The following is a 14,856-nucleotide window of genomic DNA, read 5'->3' on the forward strand; positions in this document are numbered from 1 at the left end:
GAGACCGCTGCGCCATGGTCAGCGGTGCATGTGTCAGTACGATAAACATCCGCCTGCTATTCGCTGCGGCTGTGCCTGCAGCGGTGCAGCACGTACCGCTGGCGCACACGCCGCTTCAAGCAACGGAGATGGAAGGCTGCCCAGCGTGTCGTCGATACAGGCCCGCAGCAGTGGATGTGCGCAGGCCTGCAACAGACGTACGCACTGCATCGGCGACCAGGCCGTGCCGTGGTCGAGGCCGATGAACTGCCGGTAGGCCTGGTGGTAGCGCAGATCGTCGTACACGCGCTGCGCGCTGTTCAGGCCGCGCATCACCACCAGCAATGCCGCGCGTTGCAGCACGCGCACATCACCGGCCTCAAGCGGCAGCAGCGCCGCCGCACATTCGGGCCAGGGCCGCAGTTGCGGGTCGAGCGCCCTGCGCAATGCCAGCAGCGGATGCGACGAACTGTCCAGTGCAGCCCAGCGCGCGGCGTCGGCCCAGGCGTCGCTGGACAGCACCCAGACCCATGAATGCCCGTAGCGCTGCACGTTCAATGGTGCATGCCGCGCCTGTTCCAGCGACTGGCTCAGGTGGCGATCCAGTTCCAGCATATTGATCCTGCGACTGTCTGCCATCAGCGCCGCCTGTGCTCCGCGACGCGTGGTGCGTCGTACTCTGGAGAAGACGTCGACAAGGCAGGTGAAGCGACAACGCGAATGCATCTCTGTGCACTGGGTGGCGCTTCATCCGCAGCGTCACAGCAACGTCATCCGCCTGCAGGTTTCGCGATCCAGCCGTGGTGCGTCGCCACCGCATCGCCGCGCCAGCACCGCCACGTCGCTGCGCTGCGCGAACGCCGCCAGCACATCGGTCATGCCTGCGTCATCCAGCCATGACGCCATCGCGACACGCAGCGCTGGCAGCTGCCAGCCGTCCATCACGCCATGGCCGCCGGCCACAAACCAGTGCCACAGGCGCTGCTGCTGGACCTGCTCGTGCAGCTGCGGAAGATCATCGATGCCGTGCATGTCCGCCAGCAACAGCGCACGGGCGATCGCCGCCGGCGGCAACACGCCACTTTCGGGCAACGGCACAGCCTGCTGCTGCAGGCGCAGCAGCATCGCCAACGGGTGTGACTGCGGATCGAACTCAAGCAGCACTGCTTGTTGTTGCCAGTGCGCATCGGACACCACGCACACCCAGGGCGATCCATAGCGATGCACCATCAACGGCCGCCGCTGCGTGGTTTCCAGCAACGCCGACAGGTTGCGACGCAGATCCAGCACACCGATGGTCTCGTTGCGCATCCTTGGCTTCTCCTTGCTTGCAACAGCCCCGCGCGACGCGCACGGGCAGCGTCTTCATCTAACCAAGGACGGCAATGCCACCCGGAAAGCGACGCAGATCCAGTGACATCGTCAGTCGCAGCTGCTCCAGCGCTGCATCGGGATCATCGATGCGGAAGCGGCCGCTGACCGGCGCGCGGGCCAATGCCGATTCGCCCAGCATTACCTTGCCACGGCGATAGCGGTTGATCTCGTCCACCACCTCGTGCAGCGGCGCGCGGCGAAACACCAGCATGCCTTCGGTCCAGGCGCTCACGTCCGAGGCCACGGCCTCGGCCACCACGCCACTGAGGCGCTCGTCGTACTGGGTCTGCTGGCCCGCCTGCAGCTGCAGCCGGCCCTGCGAATGCTCGATGCGGGCGCTGCCCTGCAGGCAGGTCACCCGCACCTGGCCATGGGTGTTGCGTACGTCGAGGCGCACCGCACCTTCATCAGCGATCACGCAGCCCGGTCCAGCGAACAATGCAAGGCGCAGGCCAGGCTGGGTTTCGATCGCGGCCTGGCCCTGTACGAGCTCGAAGCCTTCGCCCTGCGCGTCCTCACGGCGGCGCAGGCTGCTCTGGGTGTCCAGCTCAATCTTCAGCTGTGGCGAAGGCGCGATCTGCAGCCGCTCACCGGTGCCGGTATGGAAGTCGGCCGCCATCGCCGTCACCGATGGCCACAGCCCCAGCGGTGGGCGGATCGCCGCCACCACTACCAGACTGGCCGGGGCGGCAATCGCTGCACCGAGGAAGGCACGACGGCTCCAGCGCTGCGCAGGACTCGCGGCAATTGCCTGGCGCGCAGCGGCGGGCAGCTGCTCGCCGGCCAGGCGCACCTGCTCCCATTGCCGGCGCGCGCGGCCGAATGCTTCACGATGGAGAGGATCGGCCTCGCACCACGCCCGGAACCTGCGCCCGTCGGCGGCGGTGGCTTCGCCCGAGGTCAGGCGCACCACCCACGCGTGGGCCTGACGCTCGACGGCATCCAGCGGGCGTTGCGGGCGATCGTCAGGATCCATGGGGGCTCATGCCGGACCCGCACGCTGCGGGGTTCTGCTCGGCGTCAAAGTGTAGACGGATGCCGCCGCTCAGAACCGCACCTGGCGCCCCTGCCCGCTGCGCTCGGCCAGATAGTCCTGGGCCGCCTTCAGTTCACGCTGCACCAGCCGCAGCGACACGCCGAGGTGATCGGCCACATCACGCTGCTGCAGGCCATCAACACGGATCGCCAGCAGGATGCGGCGGCGGCGCTCGGGCATGCGCTGCAGCAGGCCGACCATGTCCTCCAGCGCGAATTCGAGCTCGGCGGCCTGTGCCGGGCCCGGACCCGGGTCGGCCATGTCCATCAGCGTATCCACCTCTTCCAGGCTCAGCAGGCGATGATCGGCCCGCTGGCGGTCGATCACCGTGTTCATCGCCATGCGCAGCAGGTAGGCCGCCGGGTTCTGCACCGCATCCAACCGGTCACGACGAGCACTTAGACGCATCCAGGTGTCCTGCAGTGCATCACCGGCCAGTTCTTCCGAGCCGAGCTTGCGCACCAGGCGGCGCTTCAGCTCGTCGTAGGCCCCCAGAAGGTGGTCCATCAGGTCAACTGCCCCAGCCGTACCGTTGCTCATGTTCGAATCCTTGAAGTCATGGAAGGGGCGAGCGCCGGCCACAGTCGTGGTCGGTGCCGGAAGGTCGGATCTGCAGCGTCACCGGCTGCGGCAGCGCGGCGGCATCGGGCGCCAGCACCAGGCCCTGCAGCGCCTGCAGCAGGCGCGCATCACGGCGGGTGCTGCCACTGCCTGAGAGCAGCTCGGGCGCATGCACCTGGCCTTCGCTGTCGACGTGGAAGAGCAGCGTCGCGGCATAGTGGCCCGGCGCGATCTCGGGGTCGTCACAGAACGCCGCACGCAGGCGCTGCTGCAGCCCGCCATAGCGACGCCGAAGCTCGGCCTCGGGAAGTTCGGCACCAGTACCGGGTTCGGCGACCGAGGGCGTGCCCCGGCGCAGCACCACGCGCTGCTCACCGATCATCTCGGCCTCGATGCCGGTGCCCTGCAGCAGCGCCTGCAACGCGGGGAGTGCCGGCAAGCTGGCCCTCAATGCGTGACTGCTGCGCCCAGCAGCGAGGTCGCCCGGGTACATCACCGACCACCCGCTGATGACACTGAAGCGCTCGACCGCCTGTTCCAGCGGCTGCGCAGGGATGTCGTAGGCATGAACACCGTCCTGTGCGGCAGCGGCAAAGGACAGCAGCAACCATGCGGCGATGGCCACCTTCCAAGTTCTGACCGCATGGTGTCCATTCAGCCCCCTGACGTAGAACACATGACCCTCGGCAGCGACAGCAGCTGCAGTGGACGCGCGACACGACCGAAGACCCGGCCCGCGCGCGACCAGCAAGCGGGCTCAAACCGTACCGGTGCCAGATGTCATTGCGATGACCGCTGCCTACGGCCTGGTATCGAGGCAGGCTTCGTGACGCCCCCCACGAATCAGCAATCAATCAATAGAGCGAACAGACATCTTCATCTGCTCCTGGGGTCAGAGCCCGTTGCGCAGCAACGGGATCCGACCCCGACAGGTCGCGGGGAACTGTCAGGCAGCGGGGCGGTGTGGCCAGGCAGGACCGTTGGCGCCATGGATGGCGCCACCGAGCCCCCAAGGAAGGGTTTACGGCGTGTCCTGCCTGGCCACACCGCCCCGCCGCCCCAGGGAACATCGCTGTTGCCGTTGCGGTTGCTCCGGCTGTTGCCTCTGCGGGTGCCGGGTGCAACCCGGCCAGAAATCACCCATCCCTCAAAGCGGCAGCTGGGTCGTCTGCTTGATCCGCTGCATCGGGATCTCGGTCTTGGTGTTCTGCACCCCGGTAATCCGGTTCAAGTGCTGCATCTGGAACTGGCGGTAGGCATCAAGATCGGCCACCGCCACCCGCAGCAGGAAGTCGCAGTCACCGGCCATCAGATGGCATTCAAGCACTTCCGGGAAAGACTTGATGCTGTTGATGAAGTGGTTAGTGGTGTCCTCGTCCTGCCCGCGCAGCCAGACCCGCACGAACACCGTGAAGCCACGGCCCACTTTGGCCTCGTTCAACAGGGCCACGTAGCGGTCGATGTAGCCGCCTTCCTCCAGCAATCGCACCCGGCGCAGACAGGCCGAGGGCGAAAGGCCCACCTGCCGGGCCAGCTCCAGGTTCTGCAGGCGGCCGTCACCCTGCAAGGCGTCGAGGATGCGGCGATCAAGGTTGTCGAGCTGGTACTGCATTGGATTTCACCTTTGGCGACCCTGGCCGCATGGAATCTCAATATTCTCGAATCGAATGGCATCAACGCAACCCGATTTCGCGATCGGACCGCTAGCATGGGCCACCCCTACCTCGTTGTGCCGTTCCATGGACGCCCGTACCACCCTCCCCCTGCCCGACACCTGCGATACCGCGCCGCGTGCCGAATTCCTGCGCGGCCTTCGCGCTGCCGTGCCGGTGATGATCGGCTTCATTCCGTTCGCCCTGGTGCTCGGCGCCCAGGCGGCACAGAAGGGGCTGAGCGCACTGGAAGTGCCATTGATGACCGGCCTCAACTTCGCCGGCGGCTCGGAATTCGCCGCCGTCGAACTGTGGAGCTCGCCGCCGCATATCGCGCTGATCGTGGTGATCACCGCGCTGGTCAACAGCCGCCACCTGCTGATGGGTGCCAGCCTTGCCCCGCTGCTGCAGCACCTGCCGCGCCGTCGCGTGCTGCCGGCCCTGTTCTTCATGTGCGACGAAAGCTGGGCGATGGGCGTGGCCGATGCGCGCCGCCGTGCGCTCGGCTTCAGCCTTTCCTACTACCTGGGCGTCTCGGCCGGCCTGTACACGGTCTGGGTGGCCTGTACCGCGCTGGGCGCGATCGTCGGCCCGATGCTGGGCGACATCCACGCCTATGGTTTTGACATGGCCTTCCCGGCCGTGTTCCTGGTCCTGCTGCGCGGCATGTGGCAGGGCATGAAGGCCGCGCGGCCGTGGCTGGTCAGCCTGGTGGTGGCCGCCGCCACTTACCTGCTGGTGCCGGGTGCGTGGTACGTGGCCAGCGGCGCACTGGCCGGCCTGGCGGCAGCCTGGCTGCTGGCGGAGGACGCGGCATGTTCTTCAACGGACTGATCCACTGGACCTCGGTGCTGACCATCGTGCTGATGGCCGCGGCGACCTACCTGACCCGCATCGTCGGCTTTCTCGCTCTGCGTAACCGCACGTTGAGCAAGCGCGCGGTGACGGTGATGGAAGCCGCGCCGGGCTGCGTGCTGATCTCGGTGATCGCCCCGGACTTCGTTGCCGACAAGCCGGCTGATCTGGCCGCGCTCGCCATCACGCTACTGGTCGCCACGCGCTTTTCAATGCTGCCCACGGTGTTGATCGGCGTGGTGTCGGCCGGCGTGTTGCGTTACCTGATGGGCTGATGCCTCTTCGCCGGGCATGGCCCGGCGCTACCCTTGCACCGCCACCCTGGTAGCGCCGGGCCATGCCCGGCGGAACACCCCTGCGACACCCGGTCGCAGCCGATCCAGCCACCCGCTTGATCAATGTCAATCCGCCCGCCGCTGCGCGGGCGTATCTCTATGCAGGAACCCAATACGCCGGCGTCACCGGCATCCAAAGGACCTGCGATGAGCTACACCCCCGACAACGCCCAGCTGCTGAATTCCATGCAGAACGTCATGGTGATCTCCACCACCGACCTGCAGGGCAACATCACCTACGCCAACGACCTGTTCTGCACGCTCACCGGGTTCGCGCGCGAGGAGCTGATCGGTCAGCCGCACAGCATCGTGCGCCATCCGGATGTGCCCAAGGCGGTCTACAAGGACATGTGGGACACCATCAAGGCCGGCAAGACCTGGACCGGCATCGTGCCCAACCTCGGCAAGGGCGGCGTGCTCTACGTGGTCGACACCACCGTGCAGCCGCTGTTCGACGCCGACGGCAACATCACCTCGTACATCAGCATCCGTCGCGTGGTGAACGACCTGATGCAGAACTACGACCTGGTCGAGTTCAGCAAGGAAAAGTTCGACGACTTCTACGAGGCCGCGTGAACGCTCTCCCGACCAGTACGCCCTTCAGCCGCCTGCTGGTGGGTTTCGCGTCCGAGTCGGGCAATGCCCGCGCCCTGGCCCAGCGCCTGGGCGCGGACCTGCAGCCGCACGCGCCGCAGGTGCTCCCGTTCAACGATATCGACGTGGCCAGCCTCGGTCACGGCGATGTGCTGCTGGCGATCTCCAGCTCGTTCGGTGACGGTGAACCGCCGGCCAACGGCGAACAGTTCTTTGAAACCCTGCGCCAGACTCCAACACTGAGCGGCCTGCGCTATGCGGTGTTCGGCCTCGGTGACACCGGCTACCCCAGCTTCTGCGGCTTCACCAAGGCGCTGGATGCCGCGCTGAGCGAGCGCCAGGCGCAGCCGCTGCTGCACCGCGTGGATGCCGACCTGGGTTACGAGCAGTTCTTCCAGCAATGGCAGCCGGTGCTGGGCCAGGTTCTGGATGGCGACCTCGACGCTGGCCAGGACCTGCACCTGCAGGTCACCGCCTATGGCGAAGACAATGCCTTTGCCGCCCCCATTCTCGAACGCCGCCGCTTGAACAGCAGCGACCCGGCCGCCTGGCACCTGCAACTGGACATTGCCGGCAGTGGCATGGCGTACCGCGCCGGTGACACCCTGCACGTGGTGCCGGAGAACGACCCCGTGTTGCTGCAGGCGCTGGCTACCTGGTACGGCGACGCCAGCGCCGTCGCCACCCTGCATGACCGCGAGCTGCGCCTGCTGAGCAAGGGCGTGCTGCGCGAACTGGCCAGGCTCGGCGGCAGCGAGCTGCTGAAGGGTCTGCTGAAGGTCAGCCAGAAGCGCGAGCTGGACGCCTACCTGCACGGGCTGGACCTGCTGGACGTGCTGCAGGACCACGCTACCCCGGACAGCGTGCCGCTGGCCCGGTTGCGCGAACTGCTGTCACCGCGACTGCCGCGCGCCTATTCCATCGCCTCACACCCCTGCGACGACCAGCTGAGCCTGTGCGTGCGCGAAGTGCGCTACACCCTGCGCGGCCGCGAGCGCTTCGGCACTGCCACCGGCAGCCTGCTGCACGGCGGCGACCACGCGCGCGCGTACTGCCGTTCAAATCCCGGCTTCCATCTTCCCGATACCGGCGAAGCGCCATTGCTGCTGGTTGGCACCGGCACCGGCATCGCGCCGTTGATGGGCCTGATGCAGGAGCTGCAGGCCAACGCCTGCGAACGCGAAGTACACCTGGTGTTCGGCGAGAAGCACAGCCAGCACGATTACCTGTACCGCGAGCAGCTGCAGGACTGGCGCGCGCGCGGTGTGCTGGCCGGCCTGCATACCGCGTTCTCGCGCGATGGGGCCGAGAAGGTCTATGTGCAGCATGTGCTGCAGCAGCGCGCCGCCGAAGTGCGCGATGTGCTGGCCCGCGGTGGGCACCTGTACCTGTGCGGCAACAAGAGCCACCTGGAAGGCGCGGTGCGCGAGGCCATCGATGCCATCGTTGGCGAAGGGCACTGGGACGCGCTACGAGGTGAAGGCCGCACGCACTGCGAGCTGTATTGATCCATTCCACTGGATTGCCCGAACGCTGGATTGGTAGAGCCGGCCTCTGGCCGGCTGCTCCGGATTCCATGGTTGCCGGCCAGCGGCCGGCACTACCATCAGCTGTAGTCAACCATCGCCCGTGCGTCGCGAAACCCCTGAGCCGGTAGAGCCGGCCGCTGGCCGGCTGCTCCGGATTCCATGGTTGCCGGCCAGCGGCCGGCACTACCATCAGCTGTAGTCAACCATCGCCTGTGCGTCGCGAAACCCCTGAGCCGGTAGAGCCGGCCGCTGGCCGGCTGCTCCGGAATCCGTGGTTGCCGGCCAGCGGCCGGCACTACCATCAGCTGTAGACAACCATCGCCCGTGCGTCGCGGAACCCCTGAACCGGTAGAGCCGGCCGCTGGCCGGCTGCTCCGGAATCCGTGGTTGCCGGCCAGCGGCCGGCACTACCATCAGATGCAACCAACCCTCGCCAGTGCGTCCATCACGGATCAATCGCCGACGATGCGACCGTCGACGACGCGTGCCACCTGCTGGCCGAACATGGCCACATCCTGCGGGTCGTGGCTGATCAATAGCAACGGGATGCCGGTCTTGTCCAGCACGGTCTCCAGCTCCTGGCGCAGGTGCTGGCGCAGATCATGGTCCAGCGCGGAGAACGGCTCATCCAGCAGCAGTGCCTGCGGCTGCGTCACCAGGGCTCGTGCCAAGGCGGTACGCTGACGTTGCCCGCCGGAGACCTGCGAGGGCAGCAGATCGCCCACTGTGTCGATGCGGAATGCGTGCAACCATTGCTCCACTGCATCAAAGCGCTGCCCGGTGCGTGGATTGAGCCAGCCCTTCTGCAGACCGAACGCCACGTTCTGGCGCACGCTCAGGTGTGGGAACAACGCATAGTCCTGGAAGACATAGCCCAGCCGGCGGCGCTGCGGTGGCAGGTCCACGCCGGCCGCCGCGTCAAACAAGGTCTGCCCCTGCAGGCGCACGTGGCCCTGGCCCGGCCTCAGCAGCCCGGCCGCTGCCTTCAGGGTCAGGCTCTTGCCCGCGCCCGAGGGCCCGAACAGCACCACCTGCCGCTGCGTGCACTGCAAAGCTACGTCCAGCACGAAACTCTGGCCGGCCGCCTGCAGTCGGCGCTGCACCTGCAGATCAAGCCACATCGCGCAGCTCCCGGCGACGCCCGCCCACCAGCCGTGCGGCCAGCAGCAGGATCACGATGCACACCACCGAGGTCAGGATCACCAGCGCATTGGCCTTGCCGTCCTGACCGGCCTGCACCGCTTCGTAGATGGCGATCGACAGCGTCTGCGTGCGGCCCGGAATGCTGCCGGCCACCATCAGCGTGGCGCCGAACTCGCCCATCGCACGGGCAAATGCCAGCAGCAGGCCGGCGAGGATGCCGCGCCAGGCCAGCGGCAGCGTGATGCGGAAGAACACCGCCGCTTCGGACACACCAAGCGTGCGTGCGGCCTGCTCCAGCTGTCCGTCCACTTCCTCGAACGCCGCGCGTGCCGGCTTGAACACCAGCGGCAGCGAGGCCACCGCCGCAGCGATCACCGCCGCCTGCCAGGTAAACACCAGGTTGATGCCGAACCACGACTGCAGCCACGCACCGATCGGTCCATTACGGCCGATCAGCACCAGCAGGTAATAGCCCAGCACCGTCGGCGGCAACACCATTGGCAGGGTCAGCAGCGAATCCAGTAGCTCGCGGCCGGGAAAGCGCCGACGCGCCAGCAGCGCGCCCAGTGCCACGCCCAGCACCAGATTGATCGCGGTGGCCCAGCCGGCCACCTTCAGCGACAACCCCAGCGCGCTCCAGTCGAGATCCATGCCTCAGGGCTTGCCGAATCCGTGCTTGGCCAGGATCGCCTGGCCCTGCGCCGAACGCACGAAGGTGGCAAACCGCTGGGCCTCCGCCGGCTGCGCGCTGGCCTTGGTCACCGCCAGCGGATAGGCGATGCGCCCGACCACCGGCACCGCGAAGGCACGGCGCACCCGGTCGGGCATGGCCTGTGCATCGGTGGCATAGACGAAGCCGGCATCCACTTCACCGCGCGCCACGTAGTCCAGCGACTGGCGCACGTTCTGCGTGGTGATGACCCTGCCCTGCACCGACGGCCACAGGCCCGCTGCTTCCAGCGCGCCCTTGGCATAGCGGCCGACCGGAACACTGTCCGGGTTGCCCAGTGCGATGCGCTGCACGTTGCCACCGGCCAGATCCTTCAGGGTACGCGGCGCGGCCTTGGCCTGCGGCGGCACCACCACCCACAGCGCGTTCACCGCGAATACCTCGCGGGTACCGGGCGCCAGCAGGTCCTGCTGCTGGGCCTGGTCCATCGTGGTTTCATCGGCCGAGGCGAACACGTCCACCGGCGCGCCGCGGCTGATCTGCTGCAGCAGTACGCCGGACGCGGCGAAGTTGAAATCGACCTTGGTTCCCGGGTGCGCCTTCTCATAGGCGGCGCCGAGTTCGCGGAAGCTCTCGGTCAGGCTCGATGCCGCCGACACCGTCAGGTCGGCCGCCCAGGCTGGCAGCGTGGCCAGCAGTCCCAGCAACAACAATCCAGCGCGTTTCATCGTCGGCTCCCGGCCAGGCTCAGTTCGGATCGGATTCGTCGGCCACCGCCAGCGCCGCCAGGCGCTCGGGCTGCAGCAGCAGGATCTCACGCTGCTTCACCGCGATGATCCCATCATCGCTCAGGCGGCGCAGCACGCGGCTGGCGGTTTCCGGCGCCATCCGCAGGTAGTTGGCAATCTCGGTACGCGCCATGGTCAGGTTGAAGCGCGTGGCGGAAAAACCGCGCCGCGCGTAACGCTCGGACATGTCCAGCAGGAATGCGGCCATGCGCTCTTCGGTACGGTGGTTGGCGGCAAGCGTGGCGACCTTGCCGATCTCCGCACTGAGCAGGCTGAACAGCTTGGCCTGCAGCCCCGGCATGCGCGTGGCCAGCAGGCTCAGCTTGGGGAACGAGATGCGGCACAGGTGCACGGTGTCCAGCGCCACCGCATTGCAGGGGAAGCGCGAACCGTGGATCGCATTGAGGCCGATCACTTCGCCCGGCAGGCTGAAGCCCAGCACCTGCTCGTTGCCCTGGCTGTCATCGACGAAGGTCTTGACCATACCGGCGCGCACCGCAGCGATCGAATCGAACGACTCACCGGCGCGGAAGATGTAGTCACCCGCATGGAACGGGCCAACGTGGTCGACCAGGACGTGCAGATCGCCCAGCGCGGTCTTGTCATAACCCTGCGACATGCAGGCATCGGAAAATGCACAGGTACTGCAGAAGTGCAGCGCGTCGCCATCATCGGCGGCGGCGGGGTTCGGCGTGGCCCGGCCGAGGCGACCCTGGGAAGGCGGAGTTGAAGACATCGGGGCAGGACTCAAGCGATGGCGGCCGCCGGCCGGAAGCATGCGGCCATCATACGCCACAGCAACCGCCCTTCTTCGGCCAGCCGCAGTACGCGTGCATCCCACTGCGCCCAGCCGCGCGCCAGCAGCGGCGACAGCGCCGGCAGCTGTTCGGCGAAGCATTCCTCGAAGGGTTCATCATTACGCCACTCGAATGCAGCCGCATCGAGCGCATGGTCGCAGGCGATGCTCTGTGCCACCTCGGCCGCAAGCCGCTCGTCCTCGGACAGGATCAGGCCCGCGGCCACGCCCATGTGACCGGACTGCAGGCGCGCCCGCCATTCACCCAGCTCGTCCTCCAGCCGGTAGAACACTTCGCCGATCTGGCTGCAGGCAGACAGGCCAAGGCCAATGAAGTCGCTGCGGTCACGCCGTGGCACACCCGCCAGGTCACGGTGGCGCTGGCCATCGCCGGGCCCATGCGGATTGGGCAGGTCGCCACGCTGGTAGTGGTCGCCGCCGATGGGCTCATAGCCGGCATCGCGCAGCAGGCGCCAGGCCTGCAGCCAATGCGCTGCCGACGGACGCTGCGGTAGCGCGCACGGTGCCGGCAGCAGGATGCGCTCGGGTGCTTCGGCCAGCACCTCATGCAGACGTTCGATGAAACCGGTGTCCTCACAGGCGGGCACGCGCAGCTGGTAGTAGCGCGCGGTGAAGCCGACCTGCCGCGCCTGTACCAGCAGGGTCGGCCCCGGCGCATCGGCACGGTCGATCACGTTCAGGCGGGTGCAACCCACCGCGCGCAGCTGCGCCGGTGACAGCGCGCTGCCGGCGTCCAGCCGCACCTCCACCTGCGGGCGCGCCACCGTGCGCAGGTGCTGCGGCACGGCGTCCAGCAGCTGGCCGAGCTGCGGCGGCGGCAACGTCTCGGCCAATCCCAGCTGCAACACCATCGCCACGACTTCGCGGTCCTCGGCCAGGGCATCGGCCTGCAGCTGCAGGGCCAGCAGCAAGGTGTCCAGATACGCCTGTGGCGGCACATCGCGTCCGCCGCGACCGGCCTGGAAGCCGAGGGTCAAGCCACGCGGGATCAGGTGCTCGTTGCTGGCGCCCACGGCGGCGCGCCAGCCGCTTTCACCAAATCCGGTGCTGAACTGGTCCGCAGGCGGGAACAGCACGTGCCGGGGCTGCCGCAGCAATGCCGCCTGCAGCGCAGTGTCCTCGCTCTCGTCAACGTGGAAGCTCATGGCACACATCTTCGGGCGTTCCTCTTCGCGTGGCCCTGATTGAAATCAAGCGTGGCGCATCGGTAGGTTCATGCCGGCCAGCGGCCGGCACTACCCTTTCGGCCGCTGGCCGGCAACCCCGTTCAACCGCCACGCACCCGCTCGGCGGCGGCCGCATCAATGGCTTCGGGCAGGTCGGTCTCGCGGTCGATCTGCGGGAAGTGACGGCGCTCCATGCGGCGAATAGCAAAATGCATCCACGCCAGTGCAGCCGCCACCAGCACGAACAGCAACATGAAACAGCTGCTCCAGATGCCCAGGGCGTCATTCAAGGCCCCGAACACGATCGGCAGGATGAAGCCACCAAGTCCGCCGATCATGCCGACCACACCACCCACCGCACCCACGTGCTGCGGGTAATACACCGGAATGTGCTTGTACACCGCGGCCTTGCCCAGTGACATGAAGAAGCCCAGCACGAACACCAGCACGGTGAACATCACCACGCCGATGGCCAGATGGAAGTGGATCGGGCCGTGGATGCCTTTCACCACATATTCGGTATCCGGATAGGCCAGCAGGAAGGTGCAGATGGCCGACACACCGAAGGTCCAGTACATCACCCGGCGCGCACCCATCCGGTCCGACATCCAGCCACCGACCACCCGGAACAGGCTCGCCGGGATCGAATAGCACGCCGCCAGCATGCCGGCGTGGCCCACGTCCATGCCGTAGGCGCCCACCAGGTAGTGCGGCAGCCACAGCGCCAGCGCCACGAAGCCACCGAACACGAAGAAGTAGTACAGCGAGAACCGCCAGACCTGCAGGTTCTTCAGCGGCGCCATCTGCTCGGCGAACGGCACCGGTTTCACGCCTTCGCGGCGACGCTGTTCCAGTGACGGATCTTCCTTGCTGAAAAGGAAGAACAGCACCGCCGTGACCGCCAGCGCGACCGCCCAGACCTTGGCGACCATGGTCCAGCCGGCGGCCACCATCACCAACGGCGCCAGCAGCTTGGTCACCGCCGAGCCGATGTTGCCGGCGCCGAAGATGCCCAGCGCGGTGCCCTGCTTGCTGGCCGGGAAGAATTTGGACACGTAGGCCACGCCCACCGAGAAATTGCCACCGGCAATACCCACGCACAGCGCGGCAAACAGGAACTGCGGGTAGGTGTGCGCATAGGTCAGCATCCAGGTGGCCACCGCGCCACACAGCATCACCAGCGCCATCACCTTGCGGCCACCGAACTGGTCGGACCAGATGCCGAGGAAGACGCGGCTGACCGAGCCGGTCAGCACCGGCGTGGCGATCAGCAGGCCGAACTGGGTGTCATTCAAACCGAGCTGTTGACTGATCTGGATGCCGATGATCGAAAAGATCATCCACACCGCAAAGCACACGGTGAAGGCGAACGTGCTCAGCCACAGCGCACGCTGCTGCTGCCCGGCACTGGCGGGGGCAAGGGCCTGGTTCATGGGGTCTCCTCGTTCAATGGGGTTCAGCCGATATCCGCTTCGGCGTCGATCTCGTCCAGCCCGCGCACCGGGTAGCGCTCCTGCAGCTGCAGCAGGTAGGCCTGAACCTCGCGCTGGCGCACCTGCAGTTCCAGGTAATCACGCAGCTGCGGCAGCACCGCCTCGAACGGCTGCGGCTGGCCTTCCTCGCGGGCATCGACGCAGACCACGTGGTAGCCCCAGCGCGATTCCACCGGAAATCCCGCCATGCCCTCGCGCAGCCGGAACACCTGGCGGTCGAACTCCGGCGTGGTCTGCCCGCGCTGCAGCCAGCCCAGGTCGCCGCCCTCGCTGCTGGACGGGCAGCGCGAATGGCGCAGGGCGAAATCGGCGAACAGGTGCGGCGACTCCTTCAGCAGTCCGACCAGCCGCTCGCCTTCGGTGCGTGCGGCGAAGCGCCCGGCCACGTCGTCGGCCGGCGCAGCCAGCAGGATATGGCGCAGGCGCACGCGGTCAGGCGAGCGGAAGCGCTCCGGGTTCTGCTCGAAGTAGCGGCGACAGTCCTCATCGGTCGGCACGCGGTCTTCGATCGCGTCTTCCAGCAGTTGCTGGATCAGCACTTCCTCGTCGCTGACCCGGTTGCCCTCCGGTGCCTGCAGGCCCAGCCGCTGCGCTTCCAGGCGCAGCAGCTCGCGCACCACCAGTGCACGTGCCGCCTCGGCACGTGACTGTTCCGGGCGCATCGCCCGGTGGTGCTGCATCTCGCGGGCGATATCGGCCTCGCTGATCGCGGTCTCGTCCACGAACAACCGGCACGGTGCCGGCTGCCCGAGCGAGCGCGGTCCCTGCTCCGCCGCGTCGTGATGGTGCGAATGGGCCTCGGCCGGAACCGGGGCATTGGAGTCGATCACGGTGATCGGCAGGAATTTCGGCAGGCTGCCCATG

The 14,856-nt window shown here is 67.3% G+C and carries 17 protein-coding genes; 4 read left to right on the forward strand and 13 right to left on the reverse strand.

The features are described from left to right. Window positions 1-33 precede the first annotated feature (33 nt). The 6 genes from AC3ITW_RS12675 to AC3ITW_RS12700 form a co-directional block, all read right to left on the reverse strand. The gene (locus AC3ITW_RS12675) at window positions 34-618 is read right to left on the reverse strand and encodes a hypothetical protein (protein ID WP_012511258.1); all 585 of its coding nucleotides are present in this window, start codon (window positions 616-618) and stop codon (window positions 34-36) included. A 120-nt stretch (window positions 619-738) separates the two neighbouring features. Continuing rightward, complete coding sequence (locus AC3ITW_RS12680) at window positions 739-1,290, reverse strand: hypothetical protein (RefSeq protein ID WP_006370836.1); 552 nt, start codon at window positions 1,288-1,290, stop codon at window positions 739-741. 58 nt (window positions 1,291-1,348) lie between these two features. Further along, a complete protein-coding gene (locus AC3ITW_RS12685) occupies window positions 1,349-2,329 on the reverse strand; it encodes a FecR family protein (RefSeq protein WP_006370837.1) in 981 nt (326 codons plus the stop codon). Between the two features lie 69 nt (window positions 2,330-2,398). Continuing rightward, window positions 2,399-2,929: an RNA polymerase sigma factor gene (locus AC3ITW_RS12690; protein ID WP_006370838.1), complete on the reverse strand. Its 531-nt coding sequence runs from the start codon at window positions 2,927-2,929 to the stop codon at window positions 2,399-2,401. Between the two features lie 16 nt (window positions 2,930-2,945). Beyond that, window positions 2,946-3,626 carry an STN domain-containing protein gene (locus tag AC3ITW_RS12695; protein ID WP_489389584.1) on the reverse strand — a complete coding sequence of 227 codons (681 nt, stop codon included), beginning with the start codon at window positions 3,624-3,626 and terminating at the stop codon, window positions 2,946-2,948. A gap of 471 nt (window positions 3,627-4,097) precedes the next feature. Continuing rightward, the gene (locus AC3ITW_RS12700; protein ID WP_100434797.1) at window positions 4,098-4,562 is read right to left on the reverse strand and encodes an Lrp/AsnC family transcriptional regulator; all 465 of its coding nucleotides are present in this window, start codon (window positions 4,560-4,562) and stop codon (window positions 4,098-4,100) included. 127 nt (window positions 4,563-4,689) lie between these two features. Between AC3ITW_RS12700 and AC3ITW_RS12705 the strand changes: the two genes are divergently transcribed. The 4 genes from AC3ITW_RS12705 (at window position 4,690) to AC3ITW_RS12720 (ending at window position 7,894) form a co-directional block, all read left to right on the forward strand. Beyond that, on the forward strand, window positions 4,690-5,436 hold the full coding sequence (locus tag AC3ITW_RS12705) for an AzlC family ABC transporter permease (RefSeq protein ID WP_100434798.1): 747 nt from the start codon (window positions 4,690-4,692) through the stop codon (window positions 5,434-5,436). After that, entirely contained in the window at window positions 5,418-5,732 is a 315-nt protein-coding gene (locus AC3ITW_RS12710; protein WP_100434799.1) for an AzlD family protein, read from the forward strand. The genes AC3ITW_RS12705 and AC3ITW_RS12710 overlap by 19 nt, the downstream gene beginning before the upstream one ends. Before the next feature lie 207 nt (window positions 5,733-5,939). Next, window positions 5,940-6,368: a PAS domain-containing protein gene (locus AC3ITW_RS12715; protein WP_100434800.1), complete on the forward strand. Its 429-nt coding sequence runs from the start codon at window positions 5,940-5,942 to the stop codon at window positions 6,366-6,368. Further along, the gene (locus AC3ITW_RS12720) at window positions 6,365-7,894 is read left to right on the forward strand and encodes a diflavin oxidoreductase (protein WP_100434801.1); all 1,530 of its coding nucleotides are present in this window, start codon (window positions 6,365-6,367) and stop codon (window positions 7,892-7,894) included. Before AC3ITW_RS12715 ends, AC3ITW_RS12720 begins: the two co-directional genes overlap by 4 nt. 473 nt (window positions 7,895-8,367) lie before the next feature. Here the strand turns inward: AC3ITW_RS12720 and AC3ITW_RS12725 are convergent, their stop codons facing one another. From AC3ITW_RS12725 to AC3ITW_RS12755, 7 genes are all read right to left on the reverse strand, one after another. Beyond that, window positions 8,368-9,036, reverse strand: coding sequence for an ATP-binding cassette domain-containing protein (locus tag AC3ITW_RS12725; protein WP_489389585.1), 669 nt, complete (start codon window positions 9,034-9,036; stop codon window positions 8,368-8,370). Continuing rightward, the gene (modB, locus tag AC3ITW_RS12730; RefSeq protein ID WP_006371078.1) at window positions 9,026-9,709 is read right to left on the reverse strand and encodes a molybdate ABC transporter permease subunit; all 684 of its coding nucleotides are present in this window, start codon (window positions 9,707-9,709) and stop codon (window positions 9,026-9,028) included. Before modB ends, AC3ITW_RS12725 begins: the two co-directional genes overlap by 11 nt. 3 nt (window positions 9,710-9,712) lie before the next feature. After that, window positions 9,713-10,456: a molybdate ABC transporter substrate-binding protein gene (modA, locus tag AC3ITW_RS12735; protein WP_489389586.1), complete on the reverse strand. Its 744-nt coding sequence runs from the start codon at window positions 10,454-10,456 to the stop codon at window positions 9,713-9,715. A gap of 19 nt (window positions 10,457-10,475) precedes the next feature. Further along, window positions 10,476-11,252, reverse strand: a complete 777-nt coding sequence (locus AC3ITW_RS12740; protein WP_012511268.1) for a helix-turn-helix domain-containing protein — start codon at window positions 11,250-11,252, stop codon at window positions 10,476-10,478. A gap of 11 nt (window positions 11,253-11,263) precedes the next feature. Beyond that, entirely contained in the window at window positions 11,264-12,478 is a 1,215-nt protein-coding gene (locus AC3ITW_RS12745; protein ID WP_489389587.1) for an oxygen-independent coproporphyrinogen III oxidase, read from the reverse strand. A gap of 122 nt (window positions 12,479-12,600) precedes the next feature. Then, window positions 12,601-13,932, reverse strand: a complete 1,332-nt coding sequence (locus tag AC3ITW_RS12750) for an MFS transporter (protein ID WP_489389588.1) — start codon at window positions 13,930-13,932, stop codon at window positions 12,601-12,603. 23 nt (window positions 13,933-13,955) lie between these two features. Beyond that, window positions 13,956-14,855 (reverse strand): peptidylprolyl isomerase, encoded by a 900-nt coding sequence (locus AC3ITW_RS12755; RefSeq protein WP_489389589.1) that lies wholly within the window; start codon window positions 14,853-14,855, stop codon window positions 13,956-13,958. Window position 14,856: the final 1 nt, after the last annotated feature.

The sequence above is a fragment of the Stenotrophomonas sp. KH_052 genome (assembly GCF_057838755.1).

Excerpts from the sequence above, each read along its gene's own strand:
- AC3ITW_RS12675 (WP_012511258.1), bottom strand. The coding sequence starts at position 618 with ATGGCAGACAGTCGCAGGATCAATATGCTGGAACTGGATCGCCACCTG.
- AC3ITW_RS12680 (WP_006370836.1), bottom strand. The coding sequence starts at position 1,290 with ATGCGCAACGAGACCATCGGTGTGCTGGATCTGCGTCGCAACCTGTCG.
- AC3ITW_RS12685 (WP_006370837.1), bottom strand. The coding sequence starts at position 2,329 with ATGGATCCTGACGATCGCCCGCAACGCCCGCTGGATGCCGTCGAGCGT.
- AC3ITW_RS12690 (WP_006370838.1), bottom strand. The coding sequence starts at position 2,929 with ATGAGCAACGGTACGGCTGGGGCAGTTGACCTGATGGACCACCTTCTG.
- AC3ITW_RS12700 (WP_100434797.1), bottom strand. The coding sequence starts at position 4,562 with ATGCAGTACCAGCTCGACAACCTTGATCGCCGCATCCTCGACGCCTTG.
- AC3ITW_RS12705 (WP_100434798.1), top strand. The coding sequence starts at position 4,690 with ATGGACGCCCGTACCACCCTCCCCCTGCCCGACACCTGCGATACCGCG.
- AC3ITW_RS12710 (WP_100434799.1), top strand. The coding sequence starts at position 5,418 with ATGTTCTTCAACGGACTGATCCACTGGACCTCGGTGCTGACCATCGTG.
- AC3ITW_RS12715 (WP_100434800.1), top strand. The coding sequence starts at position 5,940 with ATGAGCTACACCCCCGACAACGCCCAGCTGCTGAATTCCATGCAGAAC.
- AC3ITW_RS12725 (WP_489389585.1), bottom strand. The coding sequence starts at position 9,036 with ATGTGGCTTGATCTGCAGGTGCAGCGCCGACTGCAGGCGGCCGGCCAG.
- modB (WP_006371078.1), bottom strand. The coding sequence starts at position 9,709 with ATGGATCTCGACTGGAGCGCGCTGGGGTTGTCGCTGAAGGTGGCCGGC.
- modA (WP_489389586.1), bottom strand. The coding sequence starts at position 10,456 with ATGAAACGCGCTGGATTGTTGTTGCTGGGACTGCTGGCCACGCTGCCA.
- AC3ITW_RS12740 (WP_012511268.1), bottom strand. The coding sequence starts at position 11,252 with ATGTCTTCAACTCCGCCTTCCCAGGGTCGCCTCGGCCGGGCCACGCCG.
- AC3ITW_RS12745 (WP_489389587.1), bottom strand. The coding sequence starts at position 12,478 with ATGAGCTTCCACGTTGACGAGAGCGAGGACACTGCGCTGCAGGCGGCA.
- AC3ITW_RS12750 (WP_489389588.1), bottom strand. The coding sequence starts at position 13,932 with ATGAACCAGGCCCTTGCCCCCGCCAGTGCCGGGCAGCAGCAGCGTGCG.
- AC3ITW_RS12755 (WP_489389589.1), bottom strand. The coding sequence starts at position 14,855 with ATGGGCAGCCTGCCGAAATTCCTGCCGATCACCGTGATCGACTCCAAT.